Source organism: Xanthomonas sp. NCPPB 3959 (assembly GCF_056675575.1).
Genome location: NZ_JBWWVR010000015.1, coordinates 1 through 21,633, shown reverse-complemented (window position 1 = coordinate 21,633; position 21,633 = coordinate 1). Strand labels below are relative to the sequence as shown.

At 64.0% G+C, this 21,633-nt stretch carries 19 protein-coding genes; 6 read left to right on the top strand and 13 right to left on the bottom strand.

Annotated features, from left to right (window positions below; all coding sequences use genetic code 11):
- Positions 1 to 113 precede the first annotated feature (113 nt).
- The 4 genes from AC1KVG_RS16860 to ubiE form a co-directional block, all read right to left on the bottom strand.
- Positions 114 to 833: a hypothetical protein gene (locus tag AC1KVG_RS16860; RefSeq protein ID WP_481095151.1), complete on the bottom strand. Its 720-nt coding sequence runs from the start codon at positions 831 to 833 to the stop codon at positions 114 to 116.
- A gap of 243 nt (positions 834 to 1,076) precedes the next feature.
- The gene (locus AC1KVG_RS16855; RefSeq protein WP_481095150.1) at positions 1,077 to 3,026 is read right to left on the bottom strand and encodes a M1 family metallopeptidase; all 1,950 of its coding nucleotides are present in this window, start codon (positions 3,024 to 3,026) and stop codon (positions 1,077 to 1,079) included.
- Positions 3,027 to 3,101: 75 nt separating this feature from the next.
- Entirely contained in the window at positions 3,102 to 3,992 is an 891-nt protein-coding gene (locus AC1KVG_RS16850; protein WP_481095149.1) for a GGDEF domain-containing protein, read from the bottom strand.
- Positions 3,993 to 4,195: 203 nt separating this feature from the next.
- Positions 4,196 to 4,957, bottom strand: coding sequence for a bifunctional demethylmenaquinone methyltransferase/2-methoxy-6-polyprenyl-1,4-benzoquinol methylase UbiE (ubiE, locus tag AC1KVG_RS16845; protein ID WP_006452548.1), 762 nt, complete (start codon positions 4,955 to 4,957; stop codon positions 4,196 to 4,198).
- An 88-nt stretch (positions 4,958 to 5,045) separates the two neighbouring features.
- Here ubiE and AC1KVG_RS16840 point away from each other — a divergent pair, with 88 nt between their 5' ends.
- From AC1KVG_RS16840 to atpC, 5 genes are all read left to right on the top strand, one after another.
- The gene (locus tag AC1KVG_RS16840; protein ID WP_176340506.1) at positions 5,046 to 6,695 is read left to right on the top strand and encodes an efflux MFS transporter permease; all 1,650 of its coding nucleotides are present in this window, start codon (positions 5,046 to 5,048) and stop codon (positions 6,693 to 6,695) included.
- The gene (locus AC1KVG_RS16835) at positions 6,692 to 7,780 is read left to right on the top strand and encodes an HlyD family secretion protein (protein WP_481095148.1); all 1,089 of its coding nucleotides are present in this window, start codon (positions 6,692 to 6,694) and stop codon (positions 7,778 to 7,780) included. Before AC1KVG_RS16840 ends, AC1KVG_RS16835 begins: the two co-directional genes overlap by 4 nt.
- A 403-nt stretch (positions 7,781 to 8,183) precedes the next feature.
- Positions 8,184 to 8,690 (top strand): GNAT family N-acetyltransferase, encoded by a 507-nt coding sequence (locus AC1KVG_RS16830; protein WP_481095147.1) that lies wholly within the window; start codon positions 8,184 to 8,186, stop codon positions 8,688 to 8,690.
- Complete coding sequence (locus tag AC1KVG_RS16825) at positions 8,687 to 9,142, top strand: nucleoside deaminase (RefSeq protein ID WP_006451321.1); 456 nt, start codon at positions 8,687 to 8,689, stop codon at positions 9,140 to 9,142. Before AC1KVG_RS16830 ends, AC1KVG_RS16825 begins: the two co-directional genes overlap by 4 nt.
- Positions 9,143 to 9,311: 169 nt before the next feature.
- Positions 9,312 to 9,758, top strand: coding sequence for an ATP synthase F1 subunit epsilon (gene atpC / locus AC1KVG_RS16820; protein ID WP_168958670.1), 447 nt, complete (start codon positions 9,312 to 9,314; stop codon positions 9,756 to 9,758).
- A gap of 141 nt (positions 9,759 to 9,899) precedes the next feature.
- Here the strand turns inward: atpC and hslU are convergent, their stop codons facing one another.
- The 8 genes from hslU to AC1KVG_RS16780 all read right to left on the bottom strand — a co-directional run bounded on the left by hslU (position 9,900) and on the right by AC1KVG_RS16780 (position 17,553).
- Positions 9,900 to 11,267 carry an ATP-dependent protease ATPase subunit HslU gene (gene hslU, locus AC1KVG_RS16815; protein ID WP_481095146.1) on the bottom strand — a complete coding sequence of 456 codons (1,368 nt, stop codon included), beginning with the start codon at positions 11,265 to 11,267 and terminating at the stop codon, positions 9,900 to 9,902.
- 100 nt (positions 11,268 to 11,367) lie between these two features.
- Positions 11,368 to 11,919, bottom strand: a complete 552-nt coding sequence (gene hslV, locus AC1KVG_RS16810) for an ATP-dependent protease subunit HslV (protein ID WP_006451318.1) — start codon at positions 11,917 to 11,919, stop codon at positions 11,368 to 11,370.
- A gap of 155 nt (positions 11,920 to 12,074) precedes the next feature.
- Positions 12,075 to 12,992, bottom strand: coding sequence for a tyrosine recombinase XerC (gene xerC / locus AC1KVG_RS16805; protein WP_481095145.1), 918 nt, complete (start codon positions 12,990 to 12,992; stop codon positions 12,075 to 12,077).
- A gap of 79 nt (positions 12,993 to 13,071) precedes the next feature.
- The gene (locus AC1KVG_RS16800) at positions 13,072 to 13,743 is read right to left on the bottom strand and encodes a DUF484 family protein (protein ID WP_006451316.1); all 672 of its coding nucleotides are present in this window, start codon (positions 13,741 to 13,743) and stop codon (positions 13,072 to 13,074) included.
- On the bottom strand, positions 13,743 to 14,594 hold the full coding sequence (dapF, locus tag AC1KVG_RS16795) for a diaminopimelate epimerase (RefSeq protein WP_481095144.1): 852 nt from the start codon (positions 14,592 to 14,594) through the stop codon (positions 13,743 to 13,745). Before dapF ends, AC1KVG_RS16800 begins: the two co-directional genes overlap by 1 nt.
- Complete coding sequence (gene lptM, locus AC1KVG_RS16790) at positions 14,584 to 14,838, bottom strand: LPS translocon maturation chaperone LptM (RefSeq protein ID WP_104549567.1); 255 nt, start codon at positions 14,836 to 14,838, stop codon at positions 14,584 to 14,586. The genes dapF and lptM overlap by 11 nt, the downstream gene beginning before the upstream one ends.
- A gap of 39 nt (positions 14,839 to 14,877) precedes the next feature.
- Positions 14,878 to 15,276 carry a YbaN family protein gene (locus tag AC1KVG_RS16785; protein WP_115037675.1) on the bottom strand — a complete coding sequence of 133 codons (399 nt, stop codon included), beginning with the start codon at positions 15,274 to 15,276 and terminating at the stop codon, positions 14,878 to 14,880.
- 162 nt (positions 15,277 to 15,438) lie between these two features.
- Positions 15,439 to 17,553 (bottom strand): S9 family peptidase, encoded by a 2,115-nt coding sequence (locus AC1KVG_RS16780; protein WP_481095143.1) that lies wholly within the window; start codon positions 17,551 to 17,553, stop codon positions 15,439 to 15,441.
- Positions 17,554 to 17,891: 338 nt separating this feature from the next.
- Between AC1KVG_RS16780 and AC1KVG_RS16775 the strand changes: the two genes are divergently transcribed.
- Positions 17,892 to 19,076: a pyridoxal phosphate-dependent aminotransferase gene (locus AC1KVG_RS16775; protein WP_481095142.1), complete on the top strand. Its 1,185-nt coding sequence runs from the start codon at positions 17,892 to 17,894 to the stop codon at positions 19,074 to 19,076.
- Between the two features lie 622 nt (positions 19,077 to 19,698).
- Here AC1KVG_RS16775 and AC1KVG_RS16770 read toward each other — a convergent pair.
- Positions 19,699 to 21,633: prolyl oligopeptidase family serine peptidase (locus AC1KVG_RS16770; RefSeq protein ID WP_481095141.1), on the bottom strand; the 1,935-nt coding region annotated here is incomplete at its 5' end.

The following is a 21,633-nucleotide window of genomic DNA, read 5'->3' as shown; positions in this document are numbered from 1 at the left end:
AGGCCATCGTCAGGCGAATTCACACCTTGCGCAATCGCCAGGATAGACACGCGGCACACGCCGATGCAGTGCACCGACCGCGCGTCTATGTGCCGCGCGGTCTGCAGTGGCGTCTACTTCCAGCCCGGCATCTGCGTGTTATCCAGCCCACCCACTTCGAACTCGGCGGTACGCGTGCCGCCGGCTTTCACCGGGAACGCGATGCTGACGCGCTTGGCATTGCGCACCAATTTCCACAGCGCCTTGTCGTCGTCGATGAACATCGCGATCGCTTCATCGGTGTCGGGGCGATGTGCGGCCATCGAGCGCGCGGCGCCACCATCGACCGCGACCTGCACCTTGCAGCCGCTGTAGCAGTTGAAGTCGCCGGCCTTGAGCACCAGATAGCTGTGGCGCTTCCACTGCGGGTGATCGCGGAACACCAGGCTCACCGGCTTCGGGCCGCTGCCGTCCACATCCACGCGGTCCTTGGCATCGATCATCGCCGAGCGCTGCGTGCCGCCCTTGGCCGGCACCTGCGAGTACTGCCATAACGCCTGCATGCGGCGCAGTTCGCGCGCCTGCTCGCCCTTGGCCTTGATGTCGGCGTAACCGGGCTCGATGCGCGTGGCCGCAGCGGTGCCGGCGTAGCCTTCCAGCAACGCGGCGCCATGCGCGCGTGCCATGTCCCAGTTCTGCGCTTTCACCGCCTCGTCGTATTGCTTGGCGAGCGCATCGGCTTGCTGTTCCTTGGCTTGTGCCTGCGCGGTTTCCTGCGCCTGACGTTGCGCCTCTCGGTCGGTACAGCCACTCAATGCAGCAACGCACAGGGCCGCGCTCAGCAGATACTTCATCATCGACTCCGGAAGGCGTGAAAAACAGGGGTAACGATAACAGCCCGCACCACACGCGTTGATCAACAGGCAGGCCTGCGTGATGCTGCCGCTGTGATCTGCACCACCGACTCCTTCGTAGGAGCGCACTCGTGCGCGATGGGGCATTCCCGGTGGAGCCCATCGCGCACGAGTGCGCTCCTACAGGGCGATTGCAGGGCACGATGCAGCGCGGGAGGGCGTCTGCAACGCCCTCCCCTGCCATCACGGCTGCTTGGTTGGTGCAGCCTTGGCCTTGGCAATCATCTCGGCCACCGAGGCGGTGGTGATCGGGTGATAGCTGGGCTTGGCCTTTTCGAAGGCCTGTTCGGCGAAGGCGATGCCGTCCGGGGTCTTCAACAGTTCGGCGTAGATCGGCAGCACCAGCTTGCGGCGGCCGACGCGTTCGATGAACTCGCCTGCTGCGGCCTGTGCGTCGGTGTAGCCGCTACGGATCGCCAGCGGGTACCAACGCATCGCGATTTCGCCGTTCGGGGTGCCGGTGAAGTGGTAGGCATCATCCAGTTGCTTGAGCTGTTCCGGCTTCAAGGTCGCGCCCATGCCGCTGAGGAAATGCACCCACTCCTGCGTGCCCCACTCGCCGGTGACCTGCTTGTTGGGCAGCGTGCCGCTGCCGCTCCAGGCGATGCGTGCGGTATCCACGATCGAGAAGCTGCGCGAGCGGGCCTTGGTGGCGAAGGCCGGGATGCCCGGCTGCTTCAACCACGCGTCCACTTCGGCCGCGCTCACGGTATTGGGATGCTTGGCCAGCAGGTTCTTGTTGAGGTAATCGACGAACTGGTCGGTGGTGGCGCTCTGGAACGCGTGATCGTCGAACCAGCCACGCAGGAACGGGTCGAACACTTCGCGCCCGAAGCGCTGCTCCAGGAACTGCAGAAACCACGCGCCCTTGACGTAGGCCACCTGGCTCAAGGCTTCGTCGGGGTCGCGCTGCGCCAGCGGCGGCAACGCCAGCGCCTGGTCGGCCGGCGGCATGTCCTTCACTTCGGCCAGCAGATCGCCCTGGTCGATCTCGCGCTCCATCTCGGCCATCTCGGCGCCGTACAACGCCTCGGTAATGCGCGCCTGCACGTAGGTGGTGAAGCCTTCGTTGAGCCAGATGTCCTTCCAGCTGGCATTGGTCACCAGATTGCCCGACCAGCTATGCGCCAATTCGTGCGCGACCAGCGAGACCAGCGACTTGTCGCCGACGATCACGGTGGGCGTGGCAAAGGTCAGACGCGGATTTTCCATGCCACCGAACGGGAACGACGGCGGCAGCACCAGCATGTCGTAACGGCCCCAGCGATACGGGCCATAGAGTTTTTCGGCGGCACCGATCATCTTTTCGGTGTCTTCGAATTCCTTGGCGGCCTTGTCGGCCATGGCCGGCTCGGCCCACACACCCGAGCGCGCGGAAATCGGCTTGAACACCACATCGCCGGCAGCGATCGCCAGCAGATACGAGGGAATCGGCTCGGGCATCTTGAAGCTGTAGTCGCCGTCGCGCGCGGCCTTGGGGTCGTTGTCGGCGCTCATCAGCACCATCACGTCCGGGCGCGAGGTCACATGCGCGCTATAGGTGAAACGCACGCTCGGGGTGTCCTGCAACGGCACCCAGCTGCGCGCGTGGATCGCCTGCGACTGGCTGAACATGAAAGGCAGCTGCTTGCCTTCGGTCATCGACGGCTCCAGCCACTGCAGGCCCGAGGCGGTCGGTGCGGTGTGATAGCTGATCACGATCTTGGACGGCTGAGTCGGCGCCTCGATGGTGAGCTTGCTACCGAAGGTCTTGTCGGCCGGCGCCAGCGCGAACTGCAGCGGCGCCAGCGTGCCCTTGCCGTCATCGGCCTGCACCTGCGCAATGCTCAGCTCGCGCGTGTCCAGCACCAGCTGCTTGGCGGCCTTGTCCTTCCACTCCAGCGTGTAGGTGGCGGTGCCGCCGATCTGCTTGGCGTCGAAATCCAGCTTCAGGTCCAGCGCCAGATCCTTGATGACCACCAGCTGCGGCTGGGCGTAGGAGCTTTCGTCGTGGTTGCGGGCGTCTGCTTTCACGGGGGCCTTGGCGGTGGCGGCCGGTGCCGCGTTGGTCGCGGCCGGCGGTGTGGACTCATTGGAACAGCCGGCCAGCGCGATGGAGACGGCCAGGGACAGCGACAGGAACGGGAAGCGCATCGACGGCACCGCAGCAAGGGGAATCGGGCATTTTAGCGCTCTGGGCCGTTACCTGCCCGTGCCATCGCTGGCGGCTCAGGTCACCGGATGACTGCGCGGGGTGTCGTGCCCGTCGCGCACCAGGCGCCGGCCGCCGGAGAACTTGGCGCGGTACATCGCCGCATCGGCGCGCCGATACAACTCGGTGGCATCCAGACCCTGCTCGCAGACCGCGCTGCCGGCGCTGACATGCAGCGGCGCTTCGTCGGCATCGTCGCGTTCGAGCATCGACAGCCATTGATTGAGTTTGAGCGTGGCCTCGTCTTCGCCGGCATGCACGCCGATCAAAAATTCATCGCCGCCCCAACGCCCGATCCAGTCCTGCGCACCGAGCCAGCCGTACGCCGATTCCACCAGCCGCACCAACACGCGGTCGCCGGCCAGATGGCCGAAACGGTCGTTGATCATCTTGAGGTTGTCCATGTCCAGCACGAACAACACGAACGGCCAGCCTTCGCGCTGCGCGGCGGTGACCGAGTCCAGCATCGCCTGCTCGCACCCGCGCCGGTTCAACGCCTCGGTCAGCGAATCGAACAAGGCGTGCTTCTTGAGATCGCGCATGCCGGCATCGATACCGCGCAGGCTGCGATTGATGCCGCGCAGCAAACGCCCCAACTCGTCGTCGCCATGTTCGGGCAGCGTGGGCAGGCGTTGATCGGCGTAGTACGCATCCAGCGCGTCGGCGGCGATGCGCAGTGGCGCGAGCAGGCGATACAGTGCAGACAGCGTCAGCGCAGTGCCCGCCAGCGTGGCCAGCAATGCCACGATCACCACCGACCACAGCGGGCGTCCACCCAACTCGCTTTGCGATGCCAGCCAGACGATCAGCAACAGCAGCGGCAAATGGATGCCGACAAACGTCACCGCCAGCAGTTTGGCGCTGAAGGAACGAGGAAACACGCGCGACAGCCCTGCGTACAAGCGCATGCATGTCTCCAGCGAAAGGTGGCCTAGTGTCGCCGACCATTGGTGGAGCCAACGCGACGGGAGTCTCAAAAGTTTGTCGGCAAACGCAGGCGCGCAAGTCGCGATGGCGCGGCAAGCGAACACAAGCGCAGCGTCCTTGCGCGATATCCGGCGCGCGATGCACGCCGGACCAGACGCTCAGCCAACGCCGCGTCGGATCACTCTCAGATCTTGTAACCGGAGTGGATCGCCACGATGCCGCCGGTCAGATTCTTGAAGTGGCAACGCGCAAATCCTGCTTCGCCCATCATGCCCTTGAGCGATTCCTGCGGCGGATGCTTGCGGATGCTCTCGGCCAGGTACTGGTAGCTATCGGCATCGCGTGCGAACAGCTGACCCAACTTGGGCAAAATCTTGAACGAGTGGAAGTCGTAGATCGGCTTGAACCAATCGGCGGTGACTTCGGAAAATTCCAGCACGCGCGCCTGCCCGCCCACCTTCAACACGCGGTACATCTCGCGCAGCGCGGCGTCCTTGTCGGTGACATTGCGCAAGCCGAAGGAGATGGTCACCAGATCGAAACTCTGATCCGGGAACGGCAGCGCCTCGGCATTGCATTGCACGTAGTCGAAGCCGGCCACCAGGCCACGGTTGGTCAGCCGGTCGCGGCCCACCGAGAGCATGCCGGCGTTGATGTCGCCCAACACCACCGCGCCCTCATTGCCCACACGCTCCTTGAGCAGCACCGCGATGTCGCCGGTGCCGCCGGCCAGATCCAGCACGCGGTCGCCCGGCTTCACCTGCGCGGTCGCCACGAAGTAGCGTTTCCACGCGCGGTGCACGCCCAGACTCATCAGATCGTTCATCAGGTCGTAGTTGCGCGCGACCGAGGTGAAGACTTCGCCGACCAGCTTCTGCTTGTCCTTGGCAGCGACATCGCGAAAGCCGAAATGGGTGGTGCCGGAGGTATAGGGAGATTCGCTCATGGGTGGATTATCGCACTGCTGACGCCGCCATGACCGCAACCGGACCACAATCGCCGTCTTCTTCAGCGACTGGCCCAGCGAGCATTCGGTGCGCGACAAGTACGTCCAGCGCGACTGGCAGCCCCATGAGAAGCCCACCCTGCCGGGGTCGGCCTCCACGCCCCTGCACCCCACCCGGCGGCGCATCCAGTACGGGCTGGTCGGCGTGGTGGTGGCGCTGACCGGTGGGCTGAGCAATGCGCTGGTCACCGCCAACCTGACCTATCTGCAAGGCACGCTGGGCGCCTACGCCACTGAAATGGCCTGGCTGCCGGCCGCGTATGTGATGACCAACATGTCGGCCAACCTGCTGCTGGTGAAGTTTCGCCAGCAGTTCGGGCTGCGCCGGTTCACCGAGATCTTCCTGGCGCTGTATGCAGCCATCGCCTTCGCGCATCTATTCGTGCACAGCCTGAGCTCGGCCATAACCGTGCGTGCTGCGCACGGGCTGGTGGGCGCGGCGCTCAGTTCGCTGGGGCTGTATTACGTGATCCAGGCGTTTCCAGCCAGGTACCGGCTCAAAGCGGTGGTGACCGGGCTGGGGGTCACCCAACTCGCATTGCCGTTGGCGCGGGTGTTTTCCACCGATTTGCTGGAATTTGGCGAGTGGCAGGGCCTGTATCTGTTCGAATTCGGTCTGGCGGTCTTCGCGCTGGCCTGCGTGCTGGCGCTCAAGCTGCCGCCGAGCGATCGCTATCGGGTGTTCGAGCCGCTGGATTTCCTCACCTTCAGCCTGTTCGCGGCCGGTTCGGCTGGTCTGGCGGCGGTGCTCTCGCTGGGGCGGCTGTTGTGGTGGACCAGCACCCCGTGGCTTGGCGTGGTGCTGGCGGCCTCCATCGTGCTGCTGTGCACGGCAGCGTGGATCGAGCACAACCGCCGTAACCCGATGATCAACACGCGCTGGCTGGCCAGCGGCGACATGCTGCGGCTGGGCCTGGCAATCCTGCTGATCCGGCTGGTGCTGTCCGAACAAAGCACCGGCGCGATCGGCTTTTTCCAGACCCTGGGGCTGGCCAACACGCAGTTGCAGACCTTGTTCGCGCTCATGCTGCTGGGCGCGGTGGCCGGCGTGGCCGCCAGTGCGTGGCTGATCAATCCGGCGCGGGTGGCCGAGCATCTGATCATTGCGGTTGCCGCGATCTGCATCGGTTGCTTCATGGATGCCGATGCCACCAGCCTCACCCGGCCTGAGCAGATGTACGTGAGCCAGTTCCTGCTGGCCTTCGGCAGCACCTTCTTCATCGGCCCGGCAATGGTCGCGGGGCTGGGCAGGGTGATTGCACAACCCGGCAATCTGATCAGCTTCGTGGTGCTGTTCGGCATGGCGCAGAACATGGGCGGCCTGCTTGGCAGCGCACTGCTCGGCACGGTGCAGGTGGTGCGCGAGAAATACCATTCCAGCCAGCTCGTCGAACATCTGGTGTTGAGCGACCCGCAAGTGGCCGCGCGCGTGCAGGCCTATGCAAGCCTGTACGGCCGCAGCATCGGCGACCCGGCGCTGCGCCAGGCCCAAGGCGTGCGTGCATTGGGCAGCGTGGCCACACGCGAAGCCAATGTGCTCGCCTATAACGACGTGTTTCTGTTGATCGGCTGCATCGCCATCGCCACCGGGCTGTGGATCCTGTCTGTGCTGGTGTGGCGGCGTTATGTGCGCCCACCCGTGTCGCCCCTCTCTCCTGTTTCCACTGCGCGCCCATGAATACACCTGCAGATTCAACTTCTCTCGCCGATCAGCAACGTCGCAGACGTCGCCGCATCGCTGGCGCACTCGGCTTCGGCGGGCTGGCGCTCATTGGCGTGTTGCTGGTGCTGTATGCATGGCGCCTGCCGCCGTTCGTCAGTGCTATCGAGCGCACCGAGAACGCGATGGTGCACGGGCAGATCACCGTGATCGCGCCACAGGTCAGCGGGTATGTCACGCAGGTGCCGGTGCAGGACTTTGCGCACGTCAAACACGGCCAGTTACTGGCAAAGATCGACGACCGCATCTATGCCCAGCAACTCGAGCAGGCCAGGGCGCAGGTGCAGACCGCGCAAGCCAACCTGTCCAACTGGGACCAGCAGCGGCATAGCGCCGATGCCACCATCGCCGAACAACGCGCGGCACTGAGCAGCAATCAGGCGCAGCGCGATCGCACCCGCTCGGCGTACGCACGCACGCAGCAACTGGCCAGCCAGCAATTGGTCTCCGAGCAGGATCGCGACACCGCCTTCGCCGCACGCGCGCAGGCCGATGCCGGCGTGGCGCAGGCTCGCGCCGCGGTGCAGGCCGCCGAAGAAAATGCACGCAGCGTCACCGTCAATCGCGCCGCGCTGCAAGCGGCGGTTGCCAATGCGCAAGCGGCCGTGCAACTGGCGCAGATCAATCTGGACAACACGCGCATTGTTGCCCCGCGCGATGGCCAACTCGGCCAGCTCGGCGTGCGCCAGGGCGCCTACGTCACCAATGGCACGCAGCTGATGTCGCTGGTGCCGGACACGCTGTGGATCGTGGCCAATTTCAAGGAAACCCAGATGGCGAAGATCCGCATCGGCCAGCGCGCCAGCTTCAGCGTGGATGCGCTGAACAATGCACGTCTGCACGGGCGCGTACAGGAAATTTCCCCGGCCGCCGGCTCGGAATTCAGCGTGTTGCCGGCCGATAACGCCACCGGCAATTTCGTCAAGATCGCCCAGCGCATTCCACTGCGCATCAGCATCGATCCCGGCCAGCCGCTGGCAGCGCGCCTGCGCGCGGGCATGTCGGTGGTGGTGGCAATCGACACCGGCAGCGCAGTCGACTAAGAGCGGCTAACAAAACCTAGCGAGCGAGGGCCGGTCAGGTGAGTGCGGGGTCGAATGCGCGGTGCCCTCGCCGCTCGCGGGACACGCCGTAAACCCGTCCCTGGGGGCTCGTTGGCGGCATCCATGCCGCCAACGGTCCCGCAATCGGCGAGGACACCGCACCAGAGAGTGAGTCGGTTGCATTATTGAAAACATGCACACCGACCATCCTGACTGGTCCTTGCCCGCTCACCGTCGCGGGACCTTAAGCGGCATGGATGCCGCGCAAGAGCTTACAAGGACGTACTTGCAGCGTGTCCCGCGATGGTGGGCGGGCAAGGGCCCTGCAGCCGGGCAGCAGATCAGCTGGCGTTAAGTAGTTTTGTTAGCCACTCTAAGCCAACGCAGCCGCTATCATGCGGTGATGTCTTCTTCGTCCTCCCATTCGCTCTCGCTGCGCTGGCAATGTCTGCGCTTCGAGCAACTGAGCACCACGCAGCTGTATGCGCTGCTGCGGCTGCGCTCGGATGTGTTTGTGGTGGAGCAGCAGTGCGCGTATCCGGAGCTGGACGGCAAGGACGTGTTGCCGGGCGTGTTGCATCTGCTCGGCAGCACTGACGACGCTGCGTTGGCCGCTTATCTGCGCGTGTTGCCGCCCGGCGTGAGTTATTCCGAACCCAGTATCGGCCGGGTGGTCATTGCCGCCGCGCAGCGTGGTCACGGCTTTGCGCATGCGCTGCTACGCGAAGGCTTGCGCGTGGTGCAGCAACACTGGCCCGCCAGCGCAGTGCAACTGGGTGCGCAATCGCACCTGCAAGCGTTCTATGCCGCACACGGTTTTACGCCATCTTCCGCCGTGTATCTGGAAGACGGCATTCCCCACATCGACATGCTGCGTCGCGCCGACGCCGCCACCCAGGAGCCTGCATGATCACCACCCCCGACTACCGCGCCCTGCTCGACACCGCCATCGCCGAAGCCCGCCAAGGCCTGGCCGAAGGCGGCATCCCGATCGGCGCTGCGCTGTATCACAACGACGGGCGTCTGCTCGGTTGCGGTCACAACCGCCGCGTGCAGGAAAACGATCCCTCCGTGCACGGCGAGACCGATGCCTTCCGCAAGGCCGGCCGCCAGCGCCGCTACAAGGACACCATCATGGTGACCACGCTGGCGCCGTGCTGGTACTGCAGCGGGCTGGTACGCCAGTTCAATATCGGCACGGTGGTGGTTGGCGAGTCGGTCACCTTCCAGGGCGGTGTGTCCTGGCTGCGCGAGCACGGCGTCAACGTCATCGACTTGCAAAGCCAGGAATGCATCGACTTGCTGGGCGGCTATATTTCCGCCAACCCCGATGTGTGGAACGAAGACATCGGCGAAGACTGACGCCGCTTGAGCAGACTGGACAGCGCTTGCCCGCACGCGGAAGCACAGCGCACGCCGCGTTGCACGTGCCATCCACGCGCAACGCTCGGCACGCTCATCCGAGTTGATATCAATCAAGGTCTTTTGACACGCCGGGCGCTAAGCTCGCGTTTTACCCGGTAGATCATTGATGGCAGCGGCCAACGAACAGGTGTCCAACACGTCCACTGCGCACTCCCTGCAACTGGACATCGTCAGCCTGAGCGGTGCGTTGTGGAGCGGCGAAGTGCGCGAGGTCAGCCTTCCCGGAAGCGAGGGCCGCTTCGGCGTGATGGCACGGCACACGCCGCTGCTGACCATCCTGGCCGAAGGCATGCTGCATATCCACCCGGTCAGCGGCGAGCCGTTGCAGATCTATGTCTGCGGTGGCTACGTGGAAGTACAGCCGGACAAGGTGTTCGTGCTCGCCGATCTTGCCGCACGCAGCGAAGATCTGGACCAGGCGCGCGCGGAAGCGGCGCGGGCTGCAGTCACCTCGCCACTGGCCACCAGCCTGACCGACACCGCCTACGCGCAGGTGCACATGGAGTTACTGCATCGCTACAGCGCCAATCTGCGCCATGCTGCTTCTCGCTAACGATGGCACGCAGTCGCCGCGCCGCCTTGTGCATGCGCGCTGCAACCAGGCATGTCACGCACTGCTGATTTCGATGCGTGATGCACGCAACGCAAAGGCCCGCCGAATCGGCGGGCCTTTGCGTTGCAACACCCTGCATCCCTAGAGGATGTAGCGGCTCAGATCCGGATCCTGCACCAGCTCACCCAACTGCGCATCGACATACGCCGCGTCCACGGCGACGCTCTGTCCATCGCGATCCGGGGCTTCGTAGCTGAGCGTATCCAGCAAGCGCTCCAGCACCGTGTGCAGACGACGCGCACCGATATTCTCCTGGCGCTCGTTGACCTGCGCGGCGATCTCGGCCAGCCGGTCCACCGCATCGGCACCGAAGGTCAAGTTCACGCCCTCGGTTTGCAACAAGGCTTCGTACTGCTTGATCAACGCGGCCTTGGGCTCGGTAAGGATGCGCACGAAATCGGCCTTGGTCAGTGCGGTCAATTCCACCCGGATCGGGAAACGGCCCTGCAATTCGGGAATCAGATCGCTGGGCTTGGCCAGATGAAACGCGCCGGACGCGATGAACAGGATATGGTCGGTCTTGACCGTGCCGTACTTGGTCGACACGTTGGAGCCTTCCACCAGCGGCAGCAGATCGCGTTGCACACCTTCGCGACTGACATCGCCACCGGTCGAACCGGCTTCGCCACGCTTGGCGACCTTGTCGATTTCATCGATGAACACGATGCCGTGCTGCTCGCAGGCTTCGATCGCCGCCGCACGTACGTCGTCTTCGTTGACCAGCTTGCCGGCCTCTTCTTCGATCAGCAGCGGGCGCGCGGCCTTGATGGTGAGTTTGCGCTTTTGCGACTTGCCGCTGCCCAGATTAGAAAACATCTGCCGCAGCTGCTGGCCCATTTCTTCCATGCCCGGCGGGGTCATGATGTCCATGCTGGCGTTGACTGCGACTTCCAGTTCGATCTCGCGCTCGTCCAGCTCACCATTGCGCAGCATGCGGCGAAACTTGATGCGGGTGTCGTTGTCCTGCGACGACGGCTCGTTACGCGCAGCCTCCGGGTCGAAGCCAATCCCCGCTGCGCGGCGCGGCAGCAGCGCATCCAGGATGCGATCTTCGGCGCGTTCTTCGGCCTGGTTGCGCACGCGCACCTTGGCCTGCTCGCGATACAACTTGACCGAGGTGTCGGCCAGATCGCGAATGATCTGCTCCACGTCCTTGCCGACGTAGCCCACTTCGGTAAAGCGCGTGGCTTCCACCTTGACGAACGGCGCATTGGCCAATGTGGCCAAACGTCGCGCGATCTCGGTCTTGCCGACACCGGTGGGGCCGATCATCAGGATGTTCTTGGGCATCACTTCGTTGCGCAGTTCTTCGGGCAACTGCATCCGGCGCCAGCGATTACGCAGCGCAATGGCGACCGCGCGCTTGGCGTCGTGCTGGCCAACGATATGACGGTCGAGCTCCTGCACGATTTCGCGCGGAGTCATGGTGGCGGTATCGATGTTGGGCATTGGGGATTTGGGATTCGTAAAAGCGGAGTAGGAACGATCGATGCGTGTCCGGGCGCAGGGAAAGAAGTGCTTTTGCGAATCCCCAATCCCAAATCCCGAATCACAGCTCTTCGACCACCACATTGCGATTGGTATAGATACAGATATCGCCAGCGATGTGGATCGCTTCGGTGGCGATGGTCTTGGCATCCAGTTCGGTGTGCGCCAACAGCGCGCGGGCGGCCGACAAGGCGTACGAACCACCCGAACCGATGGCGATGATGCCGTCTTCTGGTTCGATCACATCGCCGGTGCCGCTGATGATCAGCGAGGTCTCTTTATCGGCGACCGCAAGCAGGGCTTCGAGCTTGCCCAGGCGGCGCTCGGTGCGCCAATCCTTGGCCAATTCCACCGCTGCGCGAGTCAGCTGGCCGTGCTTGTCGAGCTTGGCTTCGAACAACTCGAACAAGGTGAACGCATCGGCGGCAGCGCCAGCGAAACCGGCCAGCACCTGACCCTCGCGGCCGAGCCGGCGCACCTTGCGCGCATTGCCCTTCATGACGGTATGGCCAAGCGTGACCTGGCCATCGCCGGCAACGGCGACATGCCCACCACGCCGAACCGAAATGATGGTGGTGGCGTGAACGATGTTGGGATTCTGGCTGGGGTCCATGGGTCCTCCGGGGGTTTCCAATGAGGTGGGGACGCCCCTGCCGGGTTCAAGCATGCTGCGCGCATGTGCTGCGGGCGGCTGATGCAGCGCGCTCAGACGGCAGGAGCGCGAGCGCACTGCTTGGACATGTCAGTGTGCGCGCGCTTCGCCCGCACTCACTCATCAGCTTTCTTGCGCTTGGCACGCGGATGCGCGGCGTCGTAGACCTTGGCCAGATGCTGGAAATCCAGATGCGTGTAGATCTGCGTGGTGGCGATATCGGAGTGGCCGAGCAACTCCTGTACGCCGCGCAGATCGCCGGACGATTCAAGAATATGGCTGGCAAAACTGTGCCGCAGCATATGCGGATGCACGTCCTTGAACATGCCCTGGCGCACCGCCAGTTGCTTGATGCGGATCTGTACCGCACGTTGCGAAATCGCACCGCCCGCACGGCCGGGGAACACATGCGTTTCGGCACGCCCGCCGCTATCGCGTAGCCACGCGCGCAGTGCGGTGATCGCATGCGACCCTACCGGCACCAGGCGCTGCTTTTCGCCCTTGCCCAGCACCATCACCAGGCCGCTCTCCAGATCCAGATCGCGCCAGCGCAGCGCGCATAGCTCACTCAAGCGCAGCCCGGACGAATAGAACAGCTCCAGCAAGGCGCGGTCGCGCAAGCCCAGCGGCGCATCGGTCGGCACTTCGACCAGGCGCACCGCTTCATCGGCATCCAATACCTGCGGCAATTTGCGCGGCGCCTTGGGCGCACGCATCGCTGCCGCCGGGCTGGCTGCAATGCGGCCATGCTTGAGCAGCCAGGCGTAATAACTACGGCATGCCGAGAGCCGGCGCTGCAGGCTCTTGGGCGACAGACCGCGTCGATGCTCGGCAGCGACGAACTGGCGCAACTGCGCGCTGGTGAGTTGCGCGCTGTCCAGCAGCGCTGCATCCAACGGCGCGCCATCTTCACTCTTTTGCTCGACCGCCCAGCTCACCAACGCAGCAAGATCGCGCCGATAGGCATCCAGCGTGTGCGCAGACACCTGCCGTTCGACCTGAAGATATGAAAGAAAGTCTTCGACCGAAGACATCTTTAAATTCCTCGCTGCCGCGCCATCGGAACAACCATCCACCGCAGGTCGCTCGCATCGGCGCGCCCTGCGGTGCGCATCATGCGTCGAAGCGTTGCAGTGCGACGCTCAACGATTCGCCCATCATGCGCAGAAACAGCGTTCCCATGCCGGGATAGAAGCGATTGGCATCGCTGCTGCCGACCGCGATCAGGCCGATACCGGGCAGCGGCAGCAGCGCGGTCGATTGCACCTCGGCGGCTTGCTCGGCATACAGCAGTGCATGTTTTTCGGTCTGCAGGCGGCCGCAGATCGGCTCGCCGTCGCTCAGACAATCGCGGAACGGCGCCAAGCGCGCGTCATCGGCGGCGATGACCTGCAGCCAGTCCGCGTCCAGTCCGGCGACCGGCGTCAGCAACACCAGCCGCACCAGTTCGCCATTGAAATCTTCTGCCAGCGAGGCCGCCATCGCCTTGAGCGTGTCGGCCGCGCTGGTCTGACGCATCAGCGCCAGCGTCAGTTGATGCGTGCGCACCGCCAGGCGTTCGTTGTCCTGGGCGTTGTGGCCAAGTTCGTGCAACCGCCGCGACAGTTCGCGATTCTTGTCGCGCAGCACTTCCAGCTGATAGGTGGCCAGCGAGGCGGTCGGGCCGTCGTCGCGTGGTACCAGCAAACTCACCGCAAGGTCCGGGAACTGTTTGAGGAAGGTCGGGTGGCGTCGCAACCACGTGGCCACTTCGTGCGCGCTGAATTTATCCACGCTCTCGCTCATCAGTTCCACTCTCCATCGAAAACGAACACGGCCGGGCCGGACATCACCACTTCCTGCTGATCGCCGGCCCAGCGGATGCGCAGCTCGCCACCGGGCAAGGACACCCGCACATCGCGCTCAACACGACCACGCTGCATCAGCACCACTGCAGCCGCGCACGCGCCACTGCCGCAGGCCAGGGTTTCGCCGACGCCGCGCTCGAACACGCGCAGACGCACATGCGTGGGCTCGACAACCTGCACAAAGCCGACGTTGACCGAATCGGGAAACGCGGCATTCTGCTGCAACAGCGCGCCCACGCGCTCCACCGGCGCAGCATCCACGCGACCCACCTCGATCACGGCGTGGGGGTTACCCATCGACACCGCGCCAAAGCGCACGGTCTCGCCGTGCACCGGCAGCGCGTATTCCTCGCGCGCATGTGCAAAGCCGGCCAACGGGATCTGCGTGGGCTCGAAGTGCGGCACGCCCATCGCCACCGCATAGGTGCCGGCGTCCAGACGCTGCACGCGGTGCGCGGTGAACGGGCTGTCGATGACGAAATCATCGCCCTGCGCCGTGCCATCGCGCACCAACCAGGCGGCGACACAGCGCGCGCCGTTGCCGCATTGGCGCGCGGCCGAGCCGTCGGAATTCCAGATGCCGTAGGCGGCCACCGCCTCGCTGCTGCGTGGCGCTTCGATAGTCAGGATCTGGTCGCAGCCCACGCCGAAGTGGCGGTCGGCCAGACGTGCGGCCAGCGCGGCATCCGGCGGTGGCGTGCCGTCGCGCAGGTCCAGCACCACGAAATCGTTGCCGGCGCCATGCATTTTGGTGAAACGCAGACGCTCGCTGCGGCCGTCAGCGCTCATTGCCGCGGCTAGCGGGCTGGTCGGTGGTGGGCGCGGGCTGGGTGTCGGTGTTCACCGGTGCAGGCGCCGGCGTCGACTCGTCCAGCGGTTGCGGCGCATCCGGCGGCTGCGGCACGGGCTGGGCTTCCACCGGCACCGGCTTCTGCGGCATCACCAGCGGGCCCTTGTTACCGCAAGCGGCAAGCAGGACAAAGGTCGCACCAACCAGTGCGAGGCGAACGGATGGTCGGGACAGAATACTCATGCACCGAAGTATAGCCAGAACACCCTGACTGCCGTGCGCTCAGGGCGCGGTGGGCAGCACGCGCGGTGGCGGCTCGGGGCGCAGCCACAGCCAGATCGCCACCACGGCCATGCTGCCGATCGACAGGCATTTGACCCAGAACACCGGCACGCACCACAGCATGATGCCGGCGCAGACGGTCATGGTGAGCGTGGCCATCCATTTGGCCTTGCGGCTGACCGCGCGATAGGTCTGCCATTCGACAATGGCAGGGCCGAAGCGCGGATGCGAGAGCAGCCAGTTGTGCAGACGCTCGGAGCCATGCGAGGCGGCCCAGGCGGAAATAAGAATGAAGACGGTGGTCGGCAACCCGGGCACGAAGATACCGACGATGCCGGTGGCCAGGCTGGCGTAGGCCAGCAACCACCAGGCCCAGCGGAATCGAGTCGGTCGCGTCATGGGTAAATGATACGACCAGTGGGGGGTGAGGTGGTCAGCGCCCCCCTTCTCCCACCGGGAGAAGATGCCCGAAGGGCGGATGAGGGTACGTCTGCACGCAGGAACTGGAGAGCCCTGCTCTTACAAATCCCAAATCCCGATTCCCAAATCCCCGCCCCTCACCTACTTGACCCCAAGCTGGTCCAACACAAACGCATACGATTCGGCCGCCTCGCGGTAGCGACGGAAGCGGCCGGATTTGCCGCCGTGGCCGGCTTCCATGTTGGTGCGGAACACGATCGGCTGGGTGCCGGTGTTGTCGTCGCGCAGTTTGGCGACCCATTTGGCCGGCTCCCAATACTGCACCTGCGAATCCCACAGACCGGTGCCGACGAACAACGCCGGGTAGGCCTGTTTGCGCACGTTGTCGTACGGCGAGTACGACAGCATGTAGTCGTAATAGGCCTTGTTTTCCGGGTTGCCCCACTCGTCGTATTCGTTGGTGGTGAGCGGGATGCTGGCGTCGAGCATGGTGGTGACCACATCGACGAACGGCACCTGCGCCACCATCACGCGGTAGTCCTGCGGGGCCATGTTGGCCACCGCGCCCATCAGCAGGCCACCGGCGCTGCCACCGGATGCGGCGACGCGATCCTTGGCTGCATAGCCCTGCGCAACCAGCCCACGCGTGACATCGACGAAGTCGGTAAAGGTGTTCTTCTTGTGCAGCAACTTGCCGTCGTCGTACCACTGCCGGCCCATCTCCTGCCCGCCGCGGATATGCGCGATGGCATACACCACGCCACGGTCCACCAGGCTGATCGCCGGCAGGTTGAACGCCGGGTCCATTGATGCGCCGTAGCTGCCGTAAGCGTACTGGAACAGCGCGGCAGTGCCGTCCTTCTTGAAGCCCTGCTTGTAGACCAGCGACACCGGCACCTTGACGCCGTCGCGCGCGGTCACCCACACGCGCTCGGTGACGTACTTGCTGGGGTCGTAGCCGATCACCGGCTGCTGCTTGAGCAACTTGCGCTCGCCGGTCTGCGTATTGAGCTCGTATGTCGTTGCCGGTGTGGTCAGCGAGGTATAGCTGTAACGCAGCCAGGCCGTGTCCGGCTCGGAATTGATCGCCAGGCCCATGGAATACGCCGGCTCATCTGCCTTGACGTACTCATGGCTGCCATCGCGCTTGAGCAGGCGTACGCGTTCCAGCCCACCGGAGCGCTCTTCGATCGCCGTAAAGCCATCGAACAGCTCGAAGTTTTCGATGTAGACGTTGTCATCGTGCGCCACCCAATCGGTCCACTGCTTGCGCGTGGTCGCATCGGTGGGCGCAGTCACCAGCTTGAAGTTCTTGGCGCCATCGGCATTGGTGCGGATCACCCAGCGGCCGTCGAAATGCTCGGGGTGATATTCGACATCGCGCTCGCGCTTGGCCAACACCGTGAAGCGCTCGGGCTTGTCGGCCGGCGCGTAGCGCGATTCGGACGACACCGTGCTTTCCACGCCGATCACGATGTACTTGTCGTCGCGGGTGCGGCTGATGCCCATGTAGAAGCTGTCGTCCTTCTCCTCATAGACCAGCACGTCGCTCTTGGAGGGCGTGCCCAGCACGTGCTTTTTCACGCGCACGGTGAGCAGCGTTTCCGGGTCGTTTTCGATATAGAACAGGGTCTTGTTGTCGTCGGCCCAGACCACGTTCGCGGCGACACCTTCCACGGTGTCCGGGTAGATCTCGCCGGTGTCCAGATTCTTGAAACGGATCGTGTACTGGCGACGGCCCACGGCATCGTCGGCCCAGGCCAGAATGCGATTGTCCTGGCTGACTTCCGCATCGCCGACACTGAAATAGCCCTTGCCTGCGGCCATCTGATTAACGTCGAGCAGAATCTCTTCCGGTGCCTCCATGCTGCCCTTGCGGCGCGCCTGGATCGGGTAATCCTTGCCGGCTTCGAAACGGGTGTAATACCAGTAGCCACGTGCGCGATACGGCACGCTGGCGTCGTCCTGCTTGATGCGCCCGACGATCTCGGTATACAGCGTGTCTTCCAACGGCTTCAGCGGCGCCATCACCTTGTCGGTGTAGGCGTTCTCGGCGTTGAGGTAGGCCAGCATCGCCTTGTCTTCGCGCTTGTCGTCGCGCAACCAGTAGTAATCGTCGTTGCGGGTTGCACCGAACGGGGCCTTGACCACATGCGGGTGCTTGGCCACGTCCGGCGGCGACGGGAGAGCTGCGAAGGCGGAAGGAACAGAGGTGGTCATCAGGCTGGCGATCAGAAGAGTCAGGACAGGCTTCATCAGATTGGGGTCCGTTGGATGAACGCAATGCCATCCCAGCGCCCGAGTGTAGAAGAGACCGGCGCGCAGCGTCATGTGCCAGGAGTCTGGTGCCGCGCGCGATAGCGAAGTTGCGACGTCCGGGATCAGGATGATCGTGTGTGGTCTGCGGCAGGCCGGGCAGCGACCGCTAGAACCCGATGGCCATGCGTGTCTGCGCGTAAGGACTACGTTCGCATTCGGCGGGCACGCACTTGGTCCCGATGGTTATCCATATGGTGACGCACACGCCCGGACGCGCGGTGATCTTTGCCGCGCGGTAACAAAACCTGTGCAATGACTGGTCTACCATCCTGCCGATGGATACCACGCCTCCGCACTCCTCCGGTTATAGCCGTCGCAGTCAGGACATCGCGCCGTTCCATGTGATGTCGCTGCTGGCGCGCGCCAACGCACTCGAACAGGCCGGCCACGATGTGATCCACCTGGAAATCGGCGAACCGGATTTCACCACCGCCGCACCGATCGTTGCCGCCGGACAGGCCGCATTGGCCGCCGGGCACACCCGCTACACCGCCGCACGCGGCCTTCCTGCACTGCGTGCAGCCATCGCTGGGTTTTATGCGCAGCGCTATGGCTGCGACATTGATCCGGAACGCATCCTGGTCACACCCGGCGGTTCCGGCGCCTTGCTGCTGGCCAGCAGCCTGTTGGTCGACCCGAACAAGCACTGGCTGCTCGCCGACCCCGGCTATCCGTGCAACCGTCACTTTCTGCGCCTGGTCGAAGGCGCCGCACAACTGGTGCCGGTCGGCGCGGACACCGATTACCAACTGACGCCCGGCCTGGTAGACGCCTGCTGGAATGCCGATAGCGTCGGCGCACTGGTCGCCTCGCCGGCAAACCCCACCGGCAGTGTGCTGTCGCGCGAACAACTGGCGGCGTTGTCGCAGGCGTTGCATGCGCGCGGCGGCCACTTCGTGGTGGACGAGATCTATCACGGCCTGACCTATGGCATGGATGCGCACAGCGTGCTGGAAGTAGACGACGGCGCCTTCGTCTTGAACAGTTTTTCCAAGTATTTCGGCATGACCGGCTGGCGCCTGGGCTGGCTGATCGCCCCACCCAAGGCAGTGCCGGAGTTGGAGAAACTCGCGCAAAATCTCTACATCAGCGCCTCCACGATTGCCCAGCACGCCGCACTGGCCTGTTTTACGCCAGAAAGCATCGCCATCTTCGAAGCCCGCCGGGCCGAGTTCCAGCAACGCCGCGATTATTTACTGCCTGCCTTGCGCGCATTGGGTTTCAAGATCGACGTCGAGCCACAAGGCGCGTTTTATCTGTACGCCGATATCAGCGCATTCTCCGGCGATGCCCAGGCCTTCTGCGCCCATTTCCTGGAAACCGAACATGTCGCCTTCACCCCAGGCATCGACTTCGGCTTTCATCGCGCCAATCAACACGTCCGTATTGCGTATACCCAGAGCCTGCCGCGCCTTGAGCAGGCGGTAGAGCGGATTGCGCGTGGGTTGCGACATCTTTGATTGCGCGACGCGTGATTTACACGGTCAATCTCTGCAGCTGCGTTTAGCCGCAGCAGCGCGCTCATTGCAGTCGATATAGACAGCCATAGCTGCTGTTTTTCTGCCTCTGGGCTTTTTCTTTTTTCGCTTTAGCTTTTGCGCTTCTGTTTTTGCGCTTCTGCTCTCTGGCTACTGGCTTGTGCCTCCCTCGCCCTAGAGCGAGCCGAGCACCGCAGCCACGCGTGGCCGAAGAGGCGCCCTGTCTGAGCGCAACGAGTTTGGGCGCCGTGCCGCGTGTGGCGAGGAGCGCAGGGCACCGGTGCGGCTCCATCGCACCGGATCGCGTCGGGCGACATGGTTTTGGTTACTTTTGCCGAAACAAAAGTAACCCGCGCCGCAAGGCGCGGAAGCCTTGGCTTTGGCTTTGCCTCAAGCCTCTGCTCGAGACTCTACTTCCGCAGTTGCTTCATTGAACAAGCATCAACTATCGCGTGCAAACCGTACCCTCATCCGCCCTTCGGGCACCTTCTCCCGCAGGGAGAAGGAAGCATAAAAAAGCCCTGAGCCAATCGACCCAGGGCTTTCTTCAGAGCAGGACACAACGAAAGCAACTCGACTTACAGAACCACTTCCGGCCGGCGCCTCAATCGGCCAACCGCTCCCACAGGAAGCTGTAGGCCAGCGCCGCCATATGCGCCGCCTGCGCATTGTTGGCCGCACCGCCGTGGCCGCCCTCGATGTTCTCGTAGTAGGTCACGTCCTTGCCGGCCTCGATCATCTTGGCTGCCATCTTGCGTGCGTGGCCCGGATGCACCCGGTCATCGCGGGTGGAAGTCAGGAAGATCACCGGCGGATAGGTCTTTTTCGGATCGAACAGGTGATACGGCGAAAAGGTCTGGATGAACTTCCAGTCGTCGGTATCCGGGTTGCCGTATTCGGCCATCCACGACGCGCCGGCCAGCAGATGGCTATAGCGCTTCATGTCCAGCAATGGCACCTGCACCACCACCGCACCGAACAGTTCCGGATACTGGGTGAGCATGTTGCCGGTCATCAGGCCGCCGTTGCTGCCGCCCTGCACGCCCAGATGCTTGGTCGAGGTGATCTTGCGCGCGACCAGGTCCTTGGCCACCGCAGCCATGTCTTCGTAGGCCTTGTGGCGGTTCTGCTTGAGCGCGGCCTGGTGCCAGCGCGGGCCGTATTCGCCACCGCCGCGGATGTTGGCCACCACGTAGACGCCGCCCTTTTCCAGCCAGGCGCGGCCCATTGAGCCGGAATAATTCGGCGTCATCGAGATTTCGAAACCGCCGTAGCCGTACAGCAGCGTCGGTGCACTGCCGTCGAGCTTCAGGTCCTTGGGACGCACCAGGAAATACGGTACGCGGGTGCCGTCCTTGCTGGTAGCAAAGTGCTGTTCGATGCTGTCCTTGCCGGCATCGAAGAACGCCGGCATGGTCTTGAGCGGTTGCGGCGCGCTGCCCACCTCCACCCACGACAAGGTGGTCGGGGTCAGATAGTCGGTGACGGTCAGCCACAGCGCGTCGCTGTCGTCGCTGTCCACCGCGCTGACATCCACGGTACCGAACGCCGGCGCACCGACGAAGGCACTCTTCTTCCAGCCATCCTGCGAGGGAGTGACCACGCTCAGGCGATTCTTGACGTCTTCCAGCACGTTCAACACCAGGTGCGACTTGGTCCAGGCGATGCCGGCCAGCGAGGTGGTGTCGGTGGGCTCGAACAGCACATCGAAATTGCGCTTGCCGGCCATGAAGTCGTCAAACCGCGTGACCAGCAACGAGCCAGCCTTGTAGGTCTTGCCGCCCACCGTCCACGGATCGCGCAGTTCCAGCGTCAGCCATTCGCGCTTGACCGCCTTACTGGCCGAGTTGGGCGCATCCACCTTGACCAGCTTGCCGTCGGCACCCTTGAAATACAGCTCTTCGTTGTAGAAGGCCAGCGTGCGGCTGACGAAATCGCGCTCGAATCCGGGCGTGTCGTCGTGCATCGCGGCGATATACATATCGGTCGGCTTGCCTTCGTACACCACCGTGGCTGCGCTCAGCGGGGTGCCGCGCTTCCACTGCTTGGCGATGCGCGGGTAGCCGGAGCTGGTCAGCGCGCCGGGGCCGAAATCGGTGTAGACGTAGACGGTGTCTTTATCGACCCAGCCCAGGCCGCCCTTGGCCTCCGGACGGAAGAAGCCGTCCTTGACCCACTGCTTGCCAGCCAGATCGAACTCGCGCGTGACATCGGCATCGGCGCCGCCGCGCGACAGCGCGATCAGGCAACGCTGGTAATCCGGGCGCAGGCAGTCGGCGCCGTGCCAGACCCAGTTCTCGCCTTCGGCCTTGTTGAGCGCATCCAGATCCAGCACGGTTTCCCACTTGGGCGCCGGCTTGCGGTATTCGTCCAGCGTGGTGCGCCGCCATAGGCCGCGCTCATGCTGCTTGTCCTTCCAGAAGTTGTAGTAGTACGGGCCGATCTTCTGGACGCCGGGAATCTTGGCATCCGAATCCAGCACTTCGCGGATGCTGGTTTCCATCTGCGTGAACGCGGGCGTGGCAGCCAGCCGCGCTTC